The organism is Caulobacter sp. SRI_014 (assembly GCF_057586315.1).
This window is the reverse complement of sequence record NZ_JBYCZQ010000007.1, coordinates 23,476-39,537: the sequence shown is the minus strand read 5'-3', so window position 1 is coordinate 39,537 and position 16,062 is coordinate 23,476. Positions and strand designations below refer to the sequence as shown.

Below are 16,062 nucleotides of genomic sequence, written 5' to 3'. Positions count from 1 at the left end.
GCGGGGACGCCAAGTGACTGATCAAACCACCGCCCAGGGCCGCCGGGTCGAACTGACGATCCGCGGCCTGTTCATCGGCATCCTGCTGACCGTCGCCTTCACGGCGGCCAACGTCTTTCTCGGCCTCAAGGTCGGTCTGACCTTCGCCTCGTCGATCCCGGCGGCGGTGATCTCGATGGCCGTTCTGCGGGCGTTCCGGAGCTCGACCATCTGGGAAAACAACATCGTCCAGACGGTGGCCAGTTCGGCGGGCACCCTGTCCTCGATCATCTTCGTGCTGCCTGGGCTGGTGATGATCGGGCACTGGACGATGGGTTTTCCGTTCTGGACCTCGTTCCTGATCTGCGCCATCGGCGGGACCCTGGGCGTCATGTATTCCATCCCGCTGCGGCGGGCCCTGGTGACCAATTCCGACCTGCCCTACCCCGAAGGCGTCGCCGCCGCCGAGGTTCTGAAGGTCGGCTCCGGCTCGCGGGAGACGGCCAAGGGGGCCGCCGCCGAGGGCAATGCCGGGCTGGCCGTCGTCATTGTCGCTTCCCTCGCCTCGGTCGCCGTGGCGGCGCTGACGGCGACCAAGCTGGCGGCGACCGAGTTCACCAAGTTCTTCAAGGTCGGGGCCGGCGCGGGCGCGGCGGGGACCTCCTTCTCCCTGGCCCTGCTGGGCGCCGGCCACCTGGTGGGCTTGACCGTCGGCCTGGCCATGCTGGCCGGGCTGTTCATCGCCTGGGGCGTGGCGACGCCGATCCTGACCAGCGGTCTGATCCAGCCGGGCGGCGACATGGCCGACATCGCAACCACCGTCTGGGCCAAGCAGGTGCGCTTCATGGGCGCCGGGGCCATCGGGGTCGCCGCCCTGTGGACCCTGGCGCGCCTGGCCGCTCCGCTGTGGACCGGCCTGATGGGCGCCCTGGCGACCCAGGCCAGGCGCCGCGCCGGCGAGAGCGCCAGCCTGGACATCACCGAGCGCGACATCCCCATCGGCATTGTCGGCCTGATCAGCGCCGCCCTGCTGCTGCCGTTGGCCTACCTGCTCTACAGCTTCCTGCAGGCCAGCGGCATGGCCGCTTCGGGGGCCTGGGTCCTGGTGATCGCGGCCCTGGTCTACATCGTCATCGTCGGCTTCCTGGTCGCCGCCATCTGCGGCTACATGGCCGGGCTGATCGGCTCCTCCAACAGCCCCCTGTCGGGGGTCGGGATCCTGGCGGTGCTGGGCGCCTCGCTCCTGTTGGTCATGGCCAAGGCCTTCCTGCCCGCCGACGCCGGGCCGGTGCTGGTCGCCTTTGCCCTGTTCACCACCGCCGTCGTCTTCTCCATCGCCACCATCGCCAACGACAACCTCCAGGACCTCAAGACCGGCCAGCTGGTCGGCGCGACTCCGTGGAAACAACAGGCGGCCCTGGTGGTCGGGGTGCTGGCCGGGGCCGTGGTCATTCCCCCGGTGCTCAACGTGCTGAACACCGCCTACGGATTCGCAGCGACGCCGGGCGCCGGTCCGGACGCCCTGCCCGCCCCACAGGCGACTCTGATCTCGACTCTGGCCAAGGGGGTTCTCGGCGGTGACCTGAACTGGGGCCTGATCGGTATCGGCGCGCTCATCGGCCTGGCCATCGTGGCGGTGGACGAGGTCATGCGCATGACCAGCAAGAAGATGCGCATGCCGCCACTAGCCGTCGGCATCGGCATCTATCTGCCCATGACCACCACGGCGACCGTCGTCATCGGGGCGGTGGTCGGCTCAATCTACGACCGCTGGGCGGCCGGCAAGCCGGCAGGCGACATCATGCGCCGCATGGGCGTGCTGCTGGCGTCCGGGCTGATCGTCGGCGAGGGACTGTTCAACGTCGCCCTGGCAGCAGTGATCGCCGCGACGATCAACTCCGGCAAGACCGACCCCATGGCCCTGGTCGGCGAGGCCTTCGAAGGCCCGGCGATGGTAATCGGCTTCGCCGTCTTCGTCATCGCGACCCTGGCGCTCTATGCCTACAGCGCCCGCCAGGGAGCCAAGGCCGGACGGGTCAGCTGACCGGGACCAGCCAGCCGCGATAGAGGACGATCGGGCCGGTCAGCGGGTGTGAGATGTCGACGTGGAAGCGGAAGCGGCCGTCGGCGTCGACCTCTTCCCAAGCCTCGATGCGGGGGAAGAGCCAGGCCGGCAGGTCGAGGCCGAAGACGGTCCAGCGGCGCGGGACGAGCAGCAGGCGCTGGCCATCCAGCACCGGGGCCATGCCGCAGCCCATGGGGCCGAAGGCCTCGACGGCCAGGGCGGCGGCGCGGCCCTGGCCGGCGAACTGGCGGCTGGTGAAACTCTGGTTGCCGAAGGTGCGGGTCCAGGTCTCGACGCCGTCCTTGCGGTGGAAGTCGACACGGACGCGGCCGTCCTTCTGGGCGCCCGGAAAGCCGATGACGGCGGCCATCAGTTGGGCCAGGGGATTGCCGCCCCGGTCGACATCGACGCGGCCCTCGGCCGCCATGCGGCCGCCCTCGGGCAGATCGTGCATGGCGCGGATGGCCGGCGGCAGGTCGGCCCAGGCGCCCGCCATGACCTGCTGGTAGACGGGCGCGGAAGCCGGCTGTTCGTCGCGGATGCCGGTGACGATCCGCTTGCTGTCGAACAATCGCTGGTAGTCGGCCAGAGTGACCGCCCCGGCGGCGGTGCGGGCCCCGCTGCGCGGGCGGCGGCCGTCGAGCAGGCCCAGGATGATGGCGGCGGCCGCCATCGAGGGGATGAAGGGGCCGTCGTCGCCCTCGGCGATCAGGTTCCAGCTGCGGGCGGCGGGTTTTCCGTCGCCGTCGAGGCCTGCCACACGGACGAACATGCCCCCGCGGTCTTCGCCCCACTTCAGCTGTGTCTTGGCGGCATGGAACAGGCCCGACAGCTTCACCAGCGGCAGCGGAATGCCGAAGCTGACCAGCCGCGCCAGGGCATTGAGCATCCGGTGCAGCAGTTCGGGCCTGGGACCCGCGCCCAGCCAGATGTCGCGCACGCTCGGCCAAAGCTTCGGCAGGGCGGTCAGGTCCGGCACATCGACCAGTGAAAACCGGGTGCTGTAGAGTGGCAGCATCCCCGGCGGCGCGATGGTGACATTGCGCGCCTCGACCAGTCCCCTGCCCGTCGCCGGCCGACCGCCCCGCAGCAGCGGCACGGGTTTGCCGGCATAGCTGGTGATCGCCTGCAGGACGCTGACACCGACGTCGGCGTGCGGTGACGGGGCGATGCCGGCGCTGATCTCGTGGACAGCCGTCCAGTCATCGGTCATCGCACCGACGGCGGCCGAGGTCAGGGCCGGACAGGTGCTGGTCCCGCTGAGAGCGAAGGCGCCCTTGTCCTTGGCCAGGCCATCGAACCGTTCGACGCCGAGCACGAAGTCGGTGGCGTCGGCGAGGTCGAGATAGTCGCAACCTTGCGAGAGGCAGGCCTCGACCAGGCGGAACGGCGCCTCGCCGTAGCCCTGGAACGGGCCGCTGCAGTCAACCACCAGGTCGGGGGCCTGGGCCGCCAGCTGCTGAACCGTGTCGCCGTCGCGGTCGAACACAGCCGGTTCAAGGACGGCGCCGCCGGCCTGGGCCCAGCGGGCGCAGAAGGCGCCGGCCTTGTCGGCCGAGCGGCCGGCGATCAGCAGGCGCAGGCGCGGCTCGTGGGCCAGCAGGCGGGCAAGCCGGGCTCCGAAGACGCCATAGCCGCCGACGATGAGGACCCTCATCCCAGCACCCGGTCGGCATAGGCGGGATCGGGCCGGTAACAGACGGTGCTGCGGCCGAAGAGCTTCATGCGGTTGCGGGCCACCAGGTTGTAGAGGCCGTCGGCCCAGGACCCCGGCAGCAGGCGGCCGATGGCGGCGATCCTCCACGGCCAGCCGAGGCGTTCAGCCATTCGAATGGAGCCATCGGCCTTGAAGCGGGCGAGGCCGTCCTCGATCAGGATGTTGCTCTCGTAGTCGGTCGGGTCGAGGCCGTAATGGCGGTAGAGCGCCTCGCCCAGCGGCGTCTGGGCCGGCAGCAGGCGGAACTGGCCCGCTTTGTCGAGCGCCAGGATGGCGCGCATGCCCGAGCTGCAGAAAACGCAGTGGCCGTCGAAGACGATGATCGGCTTGTCGTCCGGAAACGACGGCACGGCGGGGTCCCGGCGATAGCTGTGGGCCTCGCGCGGGATCACCTGAGGCTAGTCCAGGTCTTCCGCCAGGATCGCCATTTCGAACATGTAGGAGCCGGCCTCATCCTCGTCTTCGTAGATGACGCCGATGAACTCGCCCTTCAGCTCGACCTCGGCCGAATCCTTCTGCTTGCGGGCCTTCACCGCCACGTGCGGGTTGCCGAAGGTCCGCTTGAGGTGGGCTTCGACTTTCTTGATGGCGACGTCGTCCACGGGCGGGCTCCGATGCAGAGTACTGAAATTTGGCCGGAAACTAGCCGCGAACGGCCGCCGCGCAAGCCCAAAGTCAGATCACGTAGTCGTAGACGATGTCCGCGAGCGTGTGATCCATCGTCCGGGCCGGTTCCTCGCAGGTCGGGCAGTTGACCAGACGCGCGGGAACGCCGGCAGCCGTGCAGCCGGGCGGGACCGGCTTCAGCACCACCGAACCGGACGCCACCTTGGCGTAGTCGCCGATGTGGATGTTGCCCAGCACCTTGGCCCCGGCGCCCAGCAGGACGCCCTTGCCGATCTTGGGGTGGCGATCGCCGCGCTCGGCCCCGGTGCCGCCCAGGGTCACCCCGTGCAGCATGGAGACATCGTCGCCGATGACAGCGGTCTCGCCGATGACGATGCCCGTGCCGTGGTCGAGGAAGATGCCCGACCCGACCTTGGCGGCCGGGTGGATGTCGACCTGGAAGATCTCGCTGGCCCGGCTCTGCAGGTAGTGGGCAAGGGTCTCGCGGCCGTGGGTCCACATCCAGTGGGAGACCCGGTGGGTCTGCAGGGCCATGAAGCCCTTGAAGAACAGGAAGGGCTGGACGTAGCCCTTGCAGGCCGGGTCGCGCTCGAAGACGGCCTTCAGGTCCAGTTCGGCGGCGGCGATGATCGAGGGGTCGGCCTCATAGGCCTCCTGGGCGAACTCGCGGGCGCTCATGGCCCGCAGTTCCTGGTCGGCGATCTTGCGGGCCAGCTGGAAGCTCAGGGCGTCGGCCAGGCGGTCGTGCGCCAGGATGACGGAGTTGAGGAGACTGGCGAGGGCCGGCTCGTCCTTCGAGGCGCGCTCGGCCTCATTGCGCAGGGACGCCCAGACGGGCGGCGCGACGGTCGGTTCGACCACTTCAAGATGCTTGGCCATCACCGGCCTCCCTCAGTCCTGGCTTCAACCTAGCACGAAACGCGCAAGGTCGCCCTCCAGCTCGCCCTTTGACGCCATATGGTAAGCCCGCAGCAGCATTGCCACTGTTAACGCGTCCTCGATTTCACCGGCCGTGGCGGCGGCCAGCGCCTCGGGAAACGGCACGCGAACGACGGCGAGGTCCTCGGTGTCGTCGGGATCGTCGCCGACGCTGGTCAGGCCTGTCGCCAGGAACCCGAAGGCCCGCTCGTCGGTCAGGGAATTGGACAGCTGCATCTTCAGGATCAGCCGCCAGTCGGCGCCGACCAGGCCCGTCTCCTCGCGCAGCTCCCGCATGGCGCTGTCCAGCGGGTCGACGTCCAGCGCCCCGCCGCCTTCAGGGATTTCCCAGCTGTAGCCCATGGCGAAGCGGTTCTGGCCAACCAGGGTGACCGTGCCGTCGTCGTGCAGCGGCAGGACGGCAATGCCGAACTGCTTCATGTGCACGAGGCCATAGAGGGCCGGGGCGCCGGTCGGGGCGATGGCGTCGTACTCGGTCAGCGACAGCCAGGGATTGTCGTAGATCGGCCGCTCGGCGGTGCGCACCCAGGCGGCGCCATGCGGTTTGAGCCAGTTTCGCGCCTGTGACATGGTTCCTCTGACGTTGCGTCGACCGGACGGGGGTCTTATCCCTTTCAAAGTCCGCGACGGGAAGGACGAACCGATGAAGACCATCCTGCTGAGCGCCTGCGCCATCGCGGCCCTGTCGGTCGCCCCGGCCGCCCTCGCCGGCGAGGCGCCGCTCGACCGCGAGGCCCTGCGCAGCCTGGCTCTGAGCGGCGATCCGCTGTGCGGCGGCTGGCGCGACCGCGACGACAGCTGCGAGGACGTCGGCTTCCTGGAACTGCTGCCGCAGGACCAGGTGCTGCACACCTACCGTTTCCGCATCAGCTTCGAGCCCGACTACGAAGTGGTCATGCAGGAGACCGCCACCATCGAGGACGGCGCCCTGTGCAGCACCTACTCCGTCGCCAACCTGAAGGTCCGGGTGCTGGCCGACGGCGCGGCGGCGCCGACCGAGCAGTCCCTGGCGATCAGCGCGATGTTCCAGGACGCCCTGGCCGAATACGAAGGCAAGCAGGTCTGCGAAAGCTACTTCCGCGACCAGGAGACCGGCGAGCTGACCACGGTCGTGACCATCGACGGCGTGCGCGATCCCGGCCTGGAATCGAGCTATCGCATCCTGACCAAGGACGAGCGTATCCATCTGCGCCAGATGGACGAGTCGGCTGACCCCATGCGCCAGGACGTCTGACCCACACTGTGACCACCGTTCCCCCCTCCCCCGCGTTCGGCGAAAGCCTTCCTCTTTCTCCCTCCCAGCCCGTGCTGGACTTCCTGGCCCGCCGGCGCTCGGCCTCGGCCCTGTCCCTGGCCGCGCCGGGCCCGACCGACGCCGAGCTGGCCGACCTGCTGCGCCTCGCCGCCAGGGTCCCGGATCACGGCAAGCTGGCCCCCTGGCGGTTCATCGTCCTGACCGGCGAGGGCAAGGCCGCCTACGCCGCCGGCCTCGAGGCCATCGCCGCGTCCCGCGTGGACGCCGTCAAGCTGACCGCCAAGCTCGGCAAGCTGAAGGCCCCGCCGATGGGCGTCGCCGTCGTTTCCAGCCCCAGGCCCGGCGAGATTCCGGAGTGGGAACAGCTGCTGTCGGCCGGCGCGGTCTGCACGGACCTGCTGCACGCCGCCTCAGCCATGGGCTACGGCGCCAACTGGATCACCGACTGGTACGCCTATGACGACGAGGCCAAGGCCCTGCTCGGCCTGACGCCGGCCGAAAAGGTCGCGGGTTATGTCTTCATCGGCACGCCATCCGAGGCCCCGGCCGAACGGGTGCGGCCCGAGGCGTCGGCCCTGACCAGCGTCTGGTCACCCCCCGCCAGCTGATGGGCGCATGACAGCGGTTTAACTGGCGGGCTGGTCCGGCCGCCGCTAGCTTTCCACGGCAACTTTCAGGATTCCGTCATGCGCCTCCTCGCCATCGCCGCGCCGCTCATCGCCCTGGCCTTCTGCCTGCCGGCCGCCGCGTCCCAGCCGCTGCCGACCTACGACAAGGTCGGCCTGAAGTGGAAAAAGCCGCCGACGGTGGTCGACATGGCCCGCCACTTCCCGGTGCGCGCCCGGGCGCTGCAGATCGACCGCGGCGTGGTCGATGTGGCCTGTGCGGCCAGGAACGACACCGGCGTCCTCGACTGCCGGGTGGTCAGCGAAACCCCTTCCGAAGGCCAGTTCGGCGCCGCCGCCCTGACCGTGATGAGCCGGGCCAAGGTCGAGGCCGTCGACGGCGGCGATCCGACCGGCCGCACCTTCGGCTTCCGGCTGAAATTCGGGACCTGGGGCGCCGCCGACCTGCCGCCCAGCTTCCAGCCCGGCCCCGGCCTGCACTGGGCGCGCTTCCCGACCATGACCAAGTGGTCGATGTCCGGCCAGGACAAGTACGAAACCCTCACCGCCGACTTCGACTGCGTCGCCCGCGCCAGCGGCCGGCTGACCTGCACCCCGACCGGCGGCGGAGCTCCGGCCAAGTTCCAGGCCGCCGCCCGCGACGCCATGGCCCGGGCCAAGGTGATGAGCGCCGACGGCGGTCCGGTCGAAGGCAAGCGCTTCAGCTGGACCGTCTCGGTGCAACGCCAGAACTGGTGCTCGCCGGGCCGGGAGGAGATCTTCCAGGACAGCGAAACGCCCGGCCCCGTCGGCCGCTGCTTCCCCAGCCAGGTGCAGGTCCGCTAGGCCTGTTCAACCGACCAAGGGGCTGAATTCAGCCGCGCCCGCGATAAGGGGCGACGCCCTGGTCGGGCAGCCACAGGCCTTCGGGCGGGGCGCCGCTCTGCCAGAAGACGTCGATCGGAATGCCGCCGCGCGGATACCAGTAGCCGCCGATGCGCAGCCACTTCGCTTCGGCGGTCTCGAAGAAGCGGCGGCCGATGGCGACGGTGCAGTCCTCGTGGAAGGCGCCGTGGTTGCGGAAGCTGGCCAGGTAGAGCTTCAGCGACTTGCTCTCGATCAGCCAGTCGCCGGGCACATAGTCGATGACCAGGTGGGCGAAGTCGGGCTGGCCGGTGACCGGGCACAGGGAGGTGAACTCCGGGGCCACGAAGCGGGTCAGATAGGTGACGCCGGCCTGCGGGTTGGGCACGCGCTCCAGGACAGCGTCCTCGGGACGTTTGGGCGTCTCCGTCTGCTGGCCGAGCTGGGTCAGGTGGGTCTCTTGCATCCCGGCGATTTAGACCCCGCGTGAAACGGTAACAAGACTGGGGGCGGACAAGGCCGTTTCGCCGCGCTATCAACCCACCTCAAACAATCGTTGGGAGAGCGGACATGGCGGGCAAGGATTTCGACGGTTTCGTGGTGGTGGTGACGGGCGGTTCGACCGGACTCGGCCGGGCCATCGCCGTGGAAGTGGCCGACCGGGGCGCCCGGGCGGTGATCGTCAACTACGCCTCCAGCAAGGACGAGGCGGCCGAGACGGTGAGCCAGGTCGAGGCGCTGGGCGCGCAAGGCATCCTGGCCCAGGGCGATGTCGCCGACGACGCGGCCTGCAAGGCAATCGTCGCCCACGCCGCACAATTCGGGAAGATCGACGCCCTGTTCAACAACGCCGGCATGACCAAGTTCGCCCCCAACCACAGCGATCTGGACGCCCTGCAGGCCGAGGACTTCACCCGGCTCTATTCGGTCAACGTCGTCGGCGCCTTCCAGATGGTGCGGGCCGCCCGCAGCCTGCTGGAAGCGGCCCCGCAGCCCGGCGCGGTGGTCAACACCAGCTCCATCGCGGCGGTCACCGGCATCGGCAGCTCAGTGGCCTACGCCGCCTCCAAGGGGGCGATGACGACCATGACCCTGTCGCTTGCGAGAGCGCTGGCCCCGAAGATCCGCGTCAACGCCGTCTGCCCCGGCTTCATCGACACGCCCTGGTTCGGCAAGTCGATGCCCGACGACACGGTCGAGCGCATGCGCCAGGGCGTCATCAAGTCCACCCCGCTGCAGGCCGCCTCGACCGCCGAGGACATCGCCGCCTCGACGGTGTTCCTCGCCTCCCCCGCCTCGCGGCACGTCACCGGCGAGACCCTGCTGGTCGACGCCGGCACCCACCTGGGATTCGCCTCGCTTTCGATGCGCTGAAGCCACGCATCAGGCCTTTATGCCGGCGGGACACATCCTTAATGGCCCGTCAAATCGAGTCGTGGCACAAGCCCCGCTGCCTAAAAGTTAGGCGATGGGCCCGGGTGTCGCTCAATTGGGCGACAGGCTGCGACAGTGCGCACTGATAGCCGCTGCCGAGGTTAGCCGCCCGGGAACCCTTCGCCCATCTTGAGCGGGACTTCCGATCGAAGAGACGGGGGCGACGCTCGGGCGCTACGGCGCACCTCGCGCCAAACATAAGGGGATAGACAATGAAATTCTGGAAACTGGCCCTGGTCGGCGCTGCCGCCTCCCTGGCCCTCGGTGGCGCGGCCTTCGCGCAGGACGAAGCGGCGGCTGACGAGTTCTCGTTCAGCTACAACGCCGGTGTGGCGAGCGACTACGTGTTCCGTGGCGTCAGCCAGACGGACGGCCCGCAGATCTTCGGCGGCGCAGACGTCTCCAGCGGCGCGCTGTACGGCGGCGTGTGGCTGTCGAACGTCGACTTCGGCGACGACACCGACGCCGAGCTGGACCTCTACGTCGGCGTGAAGCCGGAACTGGGCCCGGTGACCCTCGACATCGCGGCCATCTACTACGCCTACATCGGCGACTCCTCGGCCTCGAACTACGAGTTCGCCGAATTCAAGGTCGCCGGCTCGGTTCCGGTCGGTCCGGCCACCATCGGCACCGCCTGGTACTACTCGCCGGAATTCTTCGGCAACACCGGCGAGGCCCTGTACGGCGAACTGAACGGCAGCTGGGCGATCAACGACAAGTGGTCGATCGGCGGCGCCGTCGGCAAGCAGGTCATCGACCTCGGCACCGACTACAGCACCTGGAACTTCGGCGTGGGCTGGGCCCCCTTCGAAAAATTGGCGCTCGACCTGCGCTACCACGACAGCGACCTGAACTGCGCCACCTTCTGTGGTGAGAAGGTCGTCCTGACGCTGAAGACCACCCTGCCCTAGAGCAGACGACAGACCGGTCCGCTCCTCCCCGGATCGGCCAGGACGGGCCGCCGCAACCTCTACAGGTCGCGGCGGCCTTTTCCTTTTGGGGGCCGGAAGCTATCGAGGGGCATGGACAGTTTCGCCCGCCTGCTTGCGCCGATCACGCCGGACCAGTTCCTTTCCGAGGCCTACGGCAAGGCGCCGCTCCATATCCCTGCCGCCGAGGGCGCGCGGCGGGACATCCTGACCTGGGCTCGCTGGAACGAAATTCTGTCGGTGTCCTCCAGCTGGACCGAGCCCCGGCTGAAACTCTACATCGAGGGCCGGCGGATCGCCGCCGAGCACTACTGCGACAGCATCAACACCCTGGATGGCCAGCAGCTGCGGGTGAACCCGCGCAAGGTGCGGGTCTTCCTGTCGATGGGCGCCAGCCTGGTGGCCAACGCCGTCGAGACCATGACGCCGGAACTGCGGGCCGTGGCGCGGACTCTGGAGACGGCCCTCCTGGGGCTGACCAGCGCCAATGTCTACAGCTCGTTCGGCGGCAAGCGGGCCTTCAACAGCCACTACGACAGCCATGAGGTGTTCGCCTTCCACACCGAGGGCGAGAAGGTCTGGCGCATCTATGAGGGCCGGGCGGACAACCCCCTCGTCGGGCCGCCCGATCACCCCGACGTCCAGGCCCAGATGGATCGCCAGAAGGGCCGGCTGCTGCGGGAAGTAACCATGCGGCCGGGAGACCTGCTGTACATCCCGCGCGGCCAGTTCCACGACGCCTTGGCCAGTTCCGAGGCTTCGCTGCACGTCACCTTCTCGGTCGAACCGCGCACGGCCCGCATCCTGTTCCGGGTGCTGGAGCAGGAGGCGATGAAGGACAGCGCCTTCCGCGCCTGGCTGCCCGATCCGCGCGCGGATGGCGGCGCGGCACTGAAAGCCCGACTGGGTGAGCTGGCCGACAGGCTGAAGGCCATCGCCACCAGCGACGCGGCCGTCGGCGAGGTGGCCGACCTGCAGGGGTCGATTTTCGGCGAGCTCAGCGAGTACGCTCTACCCGCCGTCGGCCCGCTGGAGGCCTATGAAACGGCCCCGCGCCCGGCCGAGGTGGTGCGCACGGCCGACGGCTGGATGCTGCGCACCCAGCATGCGGGCCCTGTGCCGCTGGACGGTCTGCACAAGCCGATGGCCTGGATTCTGGGCCGCCCGGCCTTCACTCTGCAGGAAATGGCCGCCTGGCATCCGCAGGCGGACGAGGCGGCGCTGCGGCGGCTGCTGGAGCGGCTGACGGCGATCGGGATGGTCCGGCCGCGCGCCTGAGTCCGCCTAGCGCGGCTTGGCGTCGCCGGTGGTCCGGGCGCCGTCCATGATCTGCTGGGCCTGGTCTTCGCGCTTCTGCCAACCGGCCTTGGTGTCGCAGATCTTGGTCTTGCGGCGCGAGCCGACGACGGCCTCACGCTTGCAGGTCAGGCGGTCGGGATCCTTCACCCCTATCTCGCCGACCGGAATGCTGGTGCGCTGCGGTGCGTTCACATCCACCGGGCTCACGGTGGAGCCCGGCGCCGGATCGGCGGCCAGCAGGGCGAGGGCGGAAATCAGGACAAGCACGGGAACGCCTCATACGGGTCAAGGGCGCGGAAGCAACCACCACACCGTGGCGAGGTCAAGGCGCCGCTCGCTGGCGGATTGACGGCGCGGACGAGTTGGCGTGAAAGCGGTGCATGACCCTTGCCAGCAAACTCATCGTCGACGACACCCTGAAGGCCTTCGTGGAGGCCGAGCTGCTGCCCGGAACCGGCGTGTCGCCCGAGACCTTCTGGGCCGGTCTGGAAGACATTCTGACCCGGTTCACGCCCCGGAACGCCGCCCTGCTGGCGACCCGCGATTCCCTGCAGGCCCAGATCGACGCCTGGTGGCGGGATCACAGGGGCAAGCCCTTCGACCTGACCGAACAGCACGCCTTCCTGACCGCGATTGGCTACCTGATCCCCGAGCCGGCGCCGTTCGAGATCACCACCGCCAACGTCGATCCGGAGATCGCCCGACTGGCCGGGCCGCAGCTGGTCGTGCCGGTATCCAACGCCCGCTACGCCCTCAACGCCGCCAACGCCCGCTGGGGCAGCCTCTATGACGCCCTCTACGGCACCGACGCCCTGGAGCCTCCGACCAAGGCCGGGGGCTACGACCCCGTCCGCGGCGCCGGCGTGATCGCCTATGCCCGCGATCTGCTGGATCGGGTCGCCCCGCTGGCCAGGGGCTCGCACAAGGCGGCGACCAGCTATCGCGTCGAGGACGGCCGGCTGATCGTCTCGACCGACGAGGGCGACACGGGCCTGGCCGCCACGGGGGCCTTCGTCGGCTGGCGCGGCGAGGCGGCGGCGCCGTCGGGCGTGTTGCTGGTCCACAACGGCCTGCATCTGGAGATCGTCATCGATCGCGGCCACGCCATCGGCAAGGACGACCCGGCCGGGGTCGCCGACGTGGTCATGGAGTCGGCCCTGACCGCCATCCAGGACTGCGAGGACAGCGTCGCCGCCGTCGACGCCGAGGAGAAGGTCCAGGTCTGGCGCAACTGGCTGGGCCTGATGAAGGGCGACCTGGCCGCCAGCTTCGACAAGGGCGGCCGCACCGAGACGCGGGTGCTCGAGGACGACCGCCGCTACAGCACGGCGGACGGGGCGGGCCTCACCCTGCCCGGCCGCAGCCTGATGCTGGTCCGCAACGTCGGCCACCACATGACCAGCGACGCGGTGCTGTTTGAGGGCCAGCCGGTCTACGAGACCGTGCTGGACGCCCTGATCACCGTCACCGGCGCGATGCACGACCTGAAGGGCGCGCGCCGCAACAGCCCGGCGGGCTCGGTCTATGTGGTCAAGCCCAAGCTGCACGGCCCTGACGAAGCCGCCCTGGCGGTTCAGCTGTTCGACGATGTCGAGGATGTGCTCGGGCTGCCGCGCAACACCGTCAAGATCGGGGTGATGGACGAGGAGCGGCGGACCAGCGCCAACCTGGCCGCCTGTATCCACGCCGCCCGCGAGCGCATTGTCTTCATCAACACCGGCTTCCTCGACCGCACGGGCGACGAGATTCACACCGCCATGGAAGCGGGGCCCATGATCCGCAAGGAGGCGATGAAGGGCGAGGCCTGGCTGGCGTCCTACGAGAAGCGCAACGTCGAGATCGGCCTGACCACCGGTTTCGACGGCAAGGCCCAGATCGGCAAGGGCATGTGGGCCGCGCCCGACATGATGAAGGCCATGCTGGAGGCCAAGGTCGGGCATCCGAAGACCGGGGCCAGCACCGCCTGGGTGCCCTCCCCGACCGCCGCGACCCTGCATGCGCTGCACTATCACGCGGTCGATGTGGCGGCCGTGCGGGCCGGGATCGACCTGTCGTCGCGGACGGGGACAGACGCGCTGCTGACGCCGCCGCTGGCGAAGTCGAACTGGAACGAGGCCGACATCCAGCAGGAACTGGACAACAACATCCAGGGTCTGCTGGGCTATGTCGTGCGCTGGATCGACCAGGGTGTGGGCTGCTCAAAGGTGCCGGACATCCACGACGTGGGCCTGATGGAAGACCGGGCGACGTTGCGGATTTCGAGCCAGCACCTGGCCAACTGGCTGCATCATGGCGTCTGCAGCGAGGCGCAGGTTCGCGAGACCTTCGCCCGCATGGCCAAGGTCGTTGACGGCCAGAACGCCGGCGATCCCCTGTATGAGCCGCTGTCGGGCAACGAGGAAGGCGTGGCCTGGCAGGCGGCGCTGGAGCTGGTGTTCTCGGGCCGCGACCAGCCGAACGGCTATACCGAACACGTCCTGCATCGCCGCCGTCGGGAGCGGAAGGCGAGGGCCTAGCCCTTAACCACCCAGCGCCTCACCCGCGTTTCCAGCACGCCGAGCGGCAGGGAGCCGCCGGAGATGACCAGGTCGTGGAAGGTGCGCTGGTCGTACTTCGGGCCCATGGCCGTTCGCGCCTCATCGCGGAGGCTGAGGATCTTGACCATGCCGACCTTGTAGGATGTCGCCTGACCCGGGCTGACGAAGTAGCGGCGGATCTCCGACCTGATCTTGGCCGCCGGTTGCGGGCTGTTGGCGGTGTAGAATTCGGTGGCCTGGGCCTCGCTCCAGCCCTTGGCGTGGATGCCGGTGTCGACCACCAGTCGGATGGCCCGCCAGATCTCGCGCCCCAGCCGCCCGAAGTCGCTGTAGGGGTCACGATAGAAGTCCATCTCCTTGGCCAGCCGCTCGACGTACAGCCCCCAGCCCTCGGCATAGGCGCCATAGCCGTACTGGGTGCGGAACACCGGCAGGCCGGTCAGCTCCTGGGCGATGGATATCTGCATGTGATGGCCCGGCCAGCCCTCGTGGTAGGCGGTGCCTTCGATCTCGTAGAGCGGGGTGGCGCGCACATCCGACAGATGGACATAGAAGACGCCGGGCCGTGAGCCGTCGACCGATCCGGAACTGTAGTGGGCCGCGCCGCCCGGCTCCTCGCGATAGGGCTCGACCCGTTTGACCACCAGCGGCGAGCGCGGCAGACGGCCGAACTGTTCGGGCAGCCGGGCCTTCATGCCCGCCAGATAGTCGTCGGCCAGCTTGAGGTAACGGGCGCGGCCGGCGTCGTCGTTCGAGACATAAAACCGATCGTCGGTCTTCAGATAGGCGAAGAACTCTTCGAGCGCGCCCTTGAAGCCGATCTTCGCCTTGAGGGTCTCCATCTCGGCGCGGATGCGTTTGACCTCGTCCAGTCCGAGCTGGTGAATCTCGTCAGCGGTCATGCTGGTCGTGGTCTGCAGCCGCAACATGGCGTTGTAGTAGGCGGCGCCGTCCGGCAGCGAACCGGCCCCCTTGGGGTCGGCCGACGACTGCTCGCGATCCGCCGCCAGCCAGGCGCCGAGCCGGTCGTAGGCCGGCTTCATCCGGCCCGTCATGGCGTCGGCGACAGCCTTGGTCAGCTGTGCGACCTGCGCATCGCCGATCACGCCCCTGGTCTTCAGCGCCTGGAACTTCGCCTTGGCGTCGGCGAACAGGGCGCTGTCGGGGCCCTCGTCGAACGGCGCGCCGGTGGTCACCCGGCGGACGTCCAGGCTGGCCTGCTCGTAGGAAAAGCGCGGCATGCGCACGCCCTTGGCGGCGGCGCGCCTGGCCTGGTCGAGCTGAATGTCCAGCACCCCGCCGATGGCGGCGACGCGGGCGAGATAGGCCTCAGCGTCCGACGCGGTGTCGACCGGGTGCATGTTGATCATGAAATTCGGCAGGCCAGTGTGGTCCCCGCCGCGGGCGAAGACATAGCGGTGGTCGCGCCAGCGCCAGTATTCCTCGGCGCGGTCCAGCTCCAGCGACCACATCTCGAAGGAGGTGCGGGCGTCCTCGCCCAGCCTGGCGGGATCGAACGTCCGCTTCATCGCCTTGACGCTGCCGCGCCGCCAGTCGAGGCGCTTCTTGCCGGCCGCTTCGGAGCGGTCGGTCAGCTTGTCGTACTGCTCCTTGCGCCCCAGCTGCGACAGCTGTTCCGGATCCATGGCCAGCTCTTCCTCGAAGGCCTTGTCGAGGAAGACGGTCAGCTGGGCGTCGAGGTCGCCGGTCTGGCGGGCCATCACAGCGGTGGGAAGAAGGGCGGCCGCGCTGACCCCCATGCCGAAGTCACGCCGGGAAAGCCGCATCTTCAAGACCCTTTGAAACACCTGA

General features: G+C 69.0%; 16 protein-coding genes. 8 read left to right on the top strand and 8 right to left on the bottom strand.

Annotated features, from left to right (window positions below):
- Positions 1-13 precede the first annotated feature (13 nt).
- The gene (locus tag AC2YG9_RS15525) at positions 14-2,023 is read left to right on the top strand and encodes an OPT family oligopeptide transporter (protein WP_487298887.1); all 2,010 of its coding nucleotides are present in this window, start codon (positions 14-16) and stop codon (positions 2,021-2,023) included.
- Here AC2YG9_RS15525 and AC2YG9_RS15520 read toward each other — a convergent pair.
- From AC2YG9_RS15520 to AC2YG9_RS15500, 5 genes are all read right to left on the bottom strand, one after another.
- Positions 2,016-3,701, bottom strand: coding sequence for a saccharopine dehydrogenase family protein (locus AC2YG9_RS15520; RefSeq protein WP_487298886.1), 1,686 nt, complete (start codon positions 3,699-3,701; stop codon positions 2,016-2,018). The two genes, AC2YG9_RS15525 and AC2YG9_RS15520, sit on opposite strands and share 8 nt — an antisense overlap.
- Positions 3,698-4,153, bottom strand: coding sequence for a thiol-disulfide oxidoreductase DCC family protein (locus AC2YG9_RS15515; RefSeq protein WP_487298885.1), 456 nt, complete (start codon positions 4,151-4,153; stop codon positions 3,698-3,700). Before AC2YG9_RS15515 ends, AC2YG9_RS15520 begins: the two co-directional genes overlap by 4 nt.
- Before the next feature lie 6 nt (positions 4,154-4,159).
- Positions 4,160-4,363, bottom strand: coding sequence for a DUF3126 family protein (locus AC2YG9_RS15510; RefSeq protein ID WP_487298884.1), 204 nt, complete (start codon positions 4,361-4,363; stop codon positions 4,160-4,162).
- Positions 4,364-4,436: 73 nt separating this feature from the next.
- Positions 4,437-5,267, bottom strand: coding sequence for a serine O-acetyltransferase (gene cysE, locus AC2YG9_RS15505; RefSeq protein WP_487298883.1), 831 nt, complete (start codon positions 5,265-5,267; stop codon positions 4,437-4,439).
- Positions 5,268-5,291: 24 nt separating this feature from the next.
- Positions 5,292-5,897, bottom strand: a complete 606-nt coding sequence (locus AC2YG9_RS15500) for an NUDIX domain-containing protein (RefSeq protein ID WP_487298882.1) — start codon at positions 5,895-5,897, stop codon at positions 5,292-5,294.
- Between the two features lie 73 nt (positions 5,898-5,970).
- Here AC2YG9_RS15500 and AC2YG9_RS15495 point away from each other — a divergent pair, with 73 nt between their 5' ends.
- From AC2YG9_RS15495 to AC2YG9_RS15485, 3 genes are all read left to right on the top strand, one after another.
- Positions 5,971-6,561: a hypothetical protein gene (locus tag AC2YG9_RS15495; RefSeq protein WP_487298881.1), complete on the top strand. Its 591-nt coding sequence runs from the start codon at positions 5,971-5,973 to the stop codon at positions 6,559-6,561.
- 8 nt (positions 6,562-6,569) lie between these two features.
- Positions 6,570-7,190 carry a nitroreductase family protein gene (locus AC2YG9_RS15490; protein ID WP_487298880.1) on the top strand — a complete coding sequence of 207 codons (621 nt, stop codon included), beginning with the start codon at positions 6,570-6,572 and terminating at the stop codon, positions 7,188-7,190.
- Between the two features lie 78 nt (positions 7,191-7,268).
- Positions 7,269-8,033, top strand: coding sequence for a hypothetical protein (locus AC2YG9_RS15485; RefSeq protein ID WP_487298879.1), 765 nt, complete (start codon positions 7,269-7,271; stop codon positions 8,031-8,033).
- Between the two features lie 28 nt (positions 8,034-8,061).
- On the opposite strand, the gene queF is transcribed toward AC2YG9_RS15485, so the two are convergent.
- The gene (queF, locus tag AC2YG9_RS15480; RefSeq protein ID WP_487298878.1) at positions 8,062-8,517 is read right to left on the bottom strand and encodes a preQ(1) synthase; all 456 of its coding nucleotides are present in this window, start codon (positions 8,515-8,517) and stop codon (positions 8,062-8,064) included.
- A gap of 104 nt (positions 8,518-8,621) precedes the next feature.
- Here queF and AC2YG9_RS15475 point away from each other — a divergent pair, with 104 nt between their 5' ends.
- The 3 genes from AC2YG9_RS15475 to AC2YG9_RS15465 all read left to right on the top strand — a co-directional run bounded on the left by AC2YG9_RS15475 (position 8,622) and on the right by AC2YG9_RS15465 (position 11,692).
- A complete protein-coding gene (locus tag AC2YG9_RS15475) occupies positions 8,622-9,425 on the top strand; it encodes an SDR family NAD(P)-dependent oxidoreductase (protein ID WP_487298877.1) in 804 nt (267 codons plus the stop codon).
- Positions 9,426-9,697: 272 nt separating this feature from the next.
- Positions 9,698-10,396 (top strand): TorF family putative porin, encoded by a 699-nt coding sequence (locus AC2YG9_RS15470; RefSeq protein ID WP_487298876.1) that lies wholly within the window; start codon positions 9,698-9,700, stop codon positions 10,394-10,396.
- Between the two features lie 111 nt (positions 10,397-10,507).
- Entirely contained in the window at positions 10,508-11,692 is a 1,185-nt protein-coding gene (locus AC2YG9_RS15465; protein ID WP_487298875.1) for a JmjC domain-containing protein, read from the top strand.
- 6 nt (positions 11,693-11,698) lie between these two features.
- Here the strand turns inward: AC2YG9_RS15465 and AC2YG9_RS15460 are convergent, their stop codons facing one another.
- Positions 11,699-11,980: a hypothetical protein gene (locus tag AC2YG9_RS15460; protein ID WP_487298874.1), complete on the bottom strand. Its 282-nt coding sequence runs from the start codon at positions 11,978-11,980 to the stop codon at positions 11,699-11,701.
- A 113-nt stretch (positions 11,981-12,093) separates the two neighbouring features.
- Between AC2YG9_RS15460 and AC2YG9_RS15455 the strand changes: the two genes are divergently transcribed.
- Entirely contained in the window at positions 12,094-14,229 is a 2,136-nt protein-coding gene (locus AC2YG9_RS15455) for a malate synthase G (protein ID WP_487298873.1), read from the top strand.
- Here AC2YG9_RS15455 and AC2YG9_RS15450 read toward each other — a convergent pair.
- Positions 14,226-16,037 (bottom strand): DUF885 domain-containing protein, encoded by a 1,812-nt coding sequence (locus tag AC2YG9_RS15450; protein WP_487298872.1) that lies wholly within the window; start codon positions 16,035-16,037, stop codon positions 14,226-14,228. The genes AC2YG9_RS15455 and AC2YG9_RS15450 overlap by 4 nt on opposite strands.
- Positions 16,038-16,062 lie beyond the last annotated feature (25 nt).

Bases quoted from the DNA above. Each gene is read 5' to 3' on its own strand.
- AC2YG9_RS15520 (WP_487298886.1), bottom strand. From the start codon at position 3,701: ATGAGGGTCCTCATCGTCGGCGGCTATGGCGTCTTCGGAGCCCGGCTT.
- cysE (WP_487298883.1), bottom strand. From the start codon at position 5,267: ATGGCCAAGCATCTTGAAGTGGTCGAACCGACCGTCGCGCCGCCCGTC.
- AC2YG9_RS15500 (WP_487298882.1), bottom strand. From the start codon at position 5,897: ATGTCACAGGCGCGAAACTGGCTCAAACCGCATGGCGCCGCCTGGGTG.
- AC2YG9_RS15495 (WP_487298881.1), top strand. From the start codon at position 5,971: ATGAAGACCATCCTGCTGAGCGCCTGCGCCATCGCGGCCCTGTCGGTC.
- AC2YG9_RS15485 (WP_487298879.1), top strand. From the start codon at position 7,269: ATGCGCCTCCTCGCCATCGCCGCGCCGCTCATCGCCCTGGCCTTCTGC.
- queF (WP_487298878.1), bottom strand. From the start codon at position 8,517: ATGCAAGAGACCCACCTGACCCAGCTCGGCCAGCAGACGGAGACGCCC.
- AC2YG9_RS15475 (WP_487298877.1), top strand. From the start codon at position 8,622: ATGGCGGGCAAGGATTTCGACGGTTTCGTGGTGGTGGTGACGGGCGGT.
- AC2YG9_RS15470 (WP_487298876.1), top strand. From the start codon at position 9,698: ATGAAATTCTGGAAACTGGCCCTGGTCGGCGCTGCCGCCTCCCTGGCC.
- AC2YG9_RS15465 (WP_487298875.1), top strand. From the start codon at position 10,508: ATGGACAGTTTCGCCCGCCTGCTTGCGCCGATCACGCCGGACCAGTTC.
- AC2YG9_RS15455 (WP_487298873.1), top strand. From the start codon at position 12,094: ATGACCCTTGCCAGCAAACTCATCGTCGACGACACCCTGAAGGCCTTC.
- AC2YG9_RS15450 (WP_487298872.1), bottom strand. From the start codon at position 16,037: ATGCGGCTTTCCCGGCGTGACTTCGGCATGGGGGTCAGCGCGGCCGCC.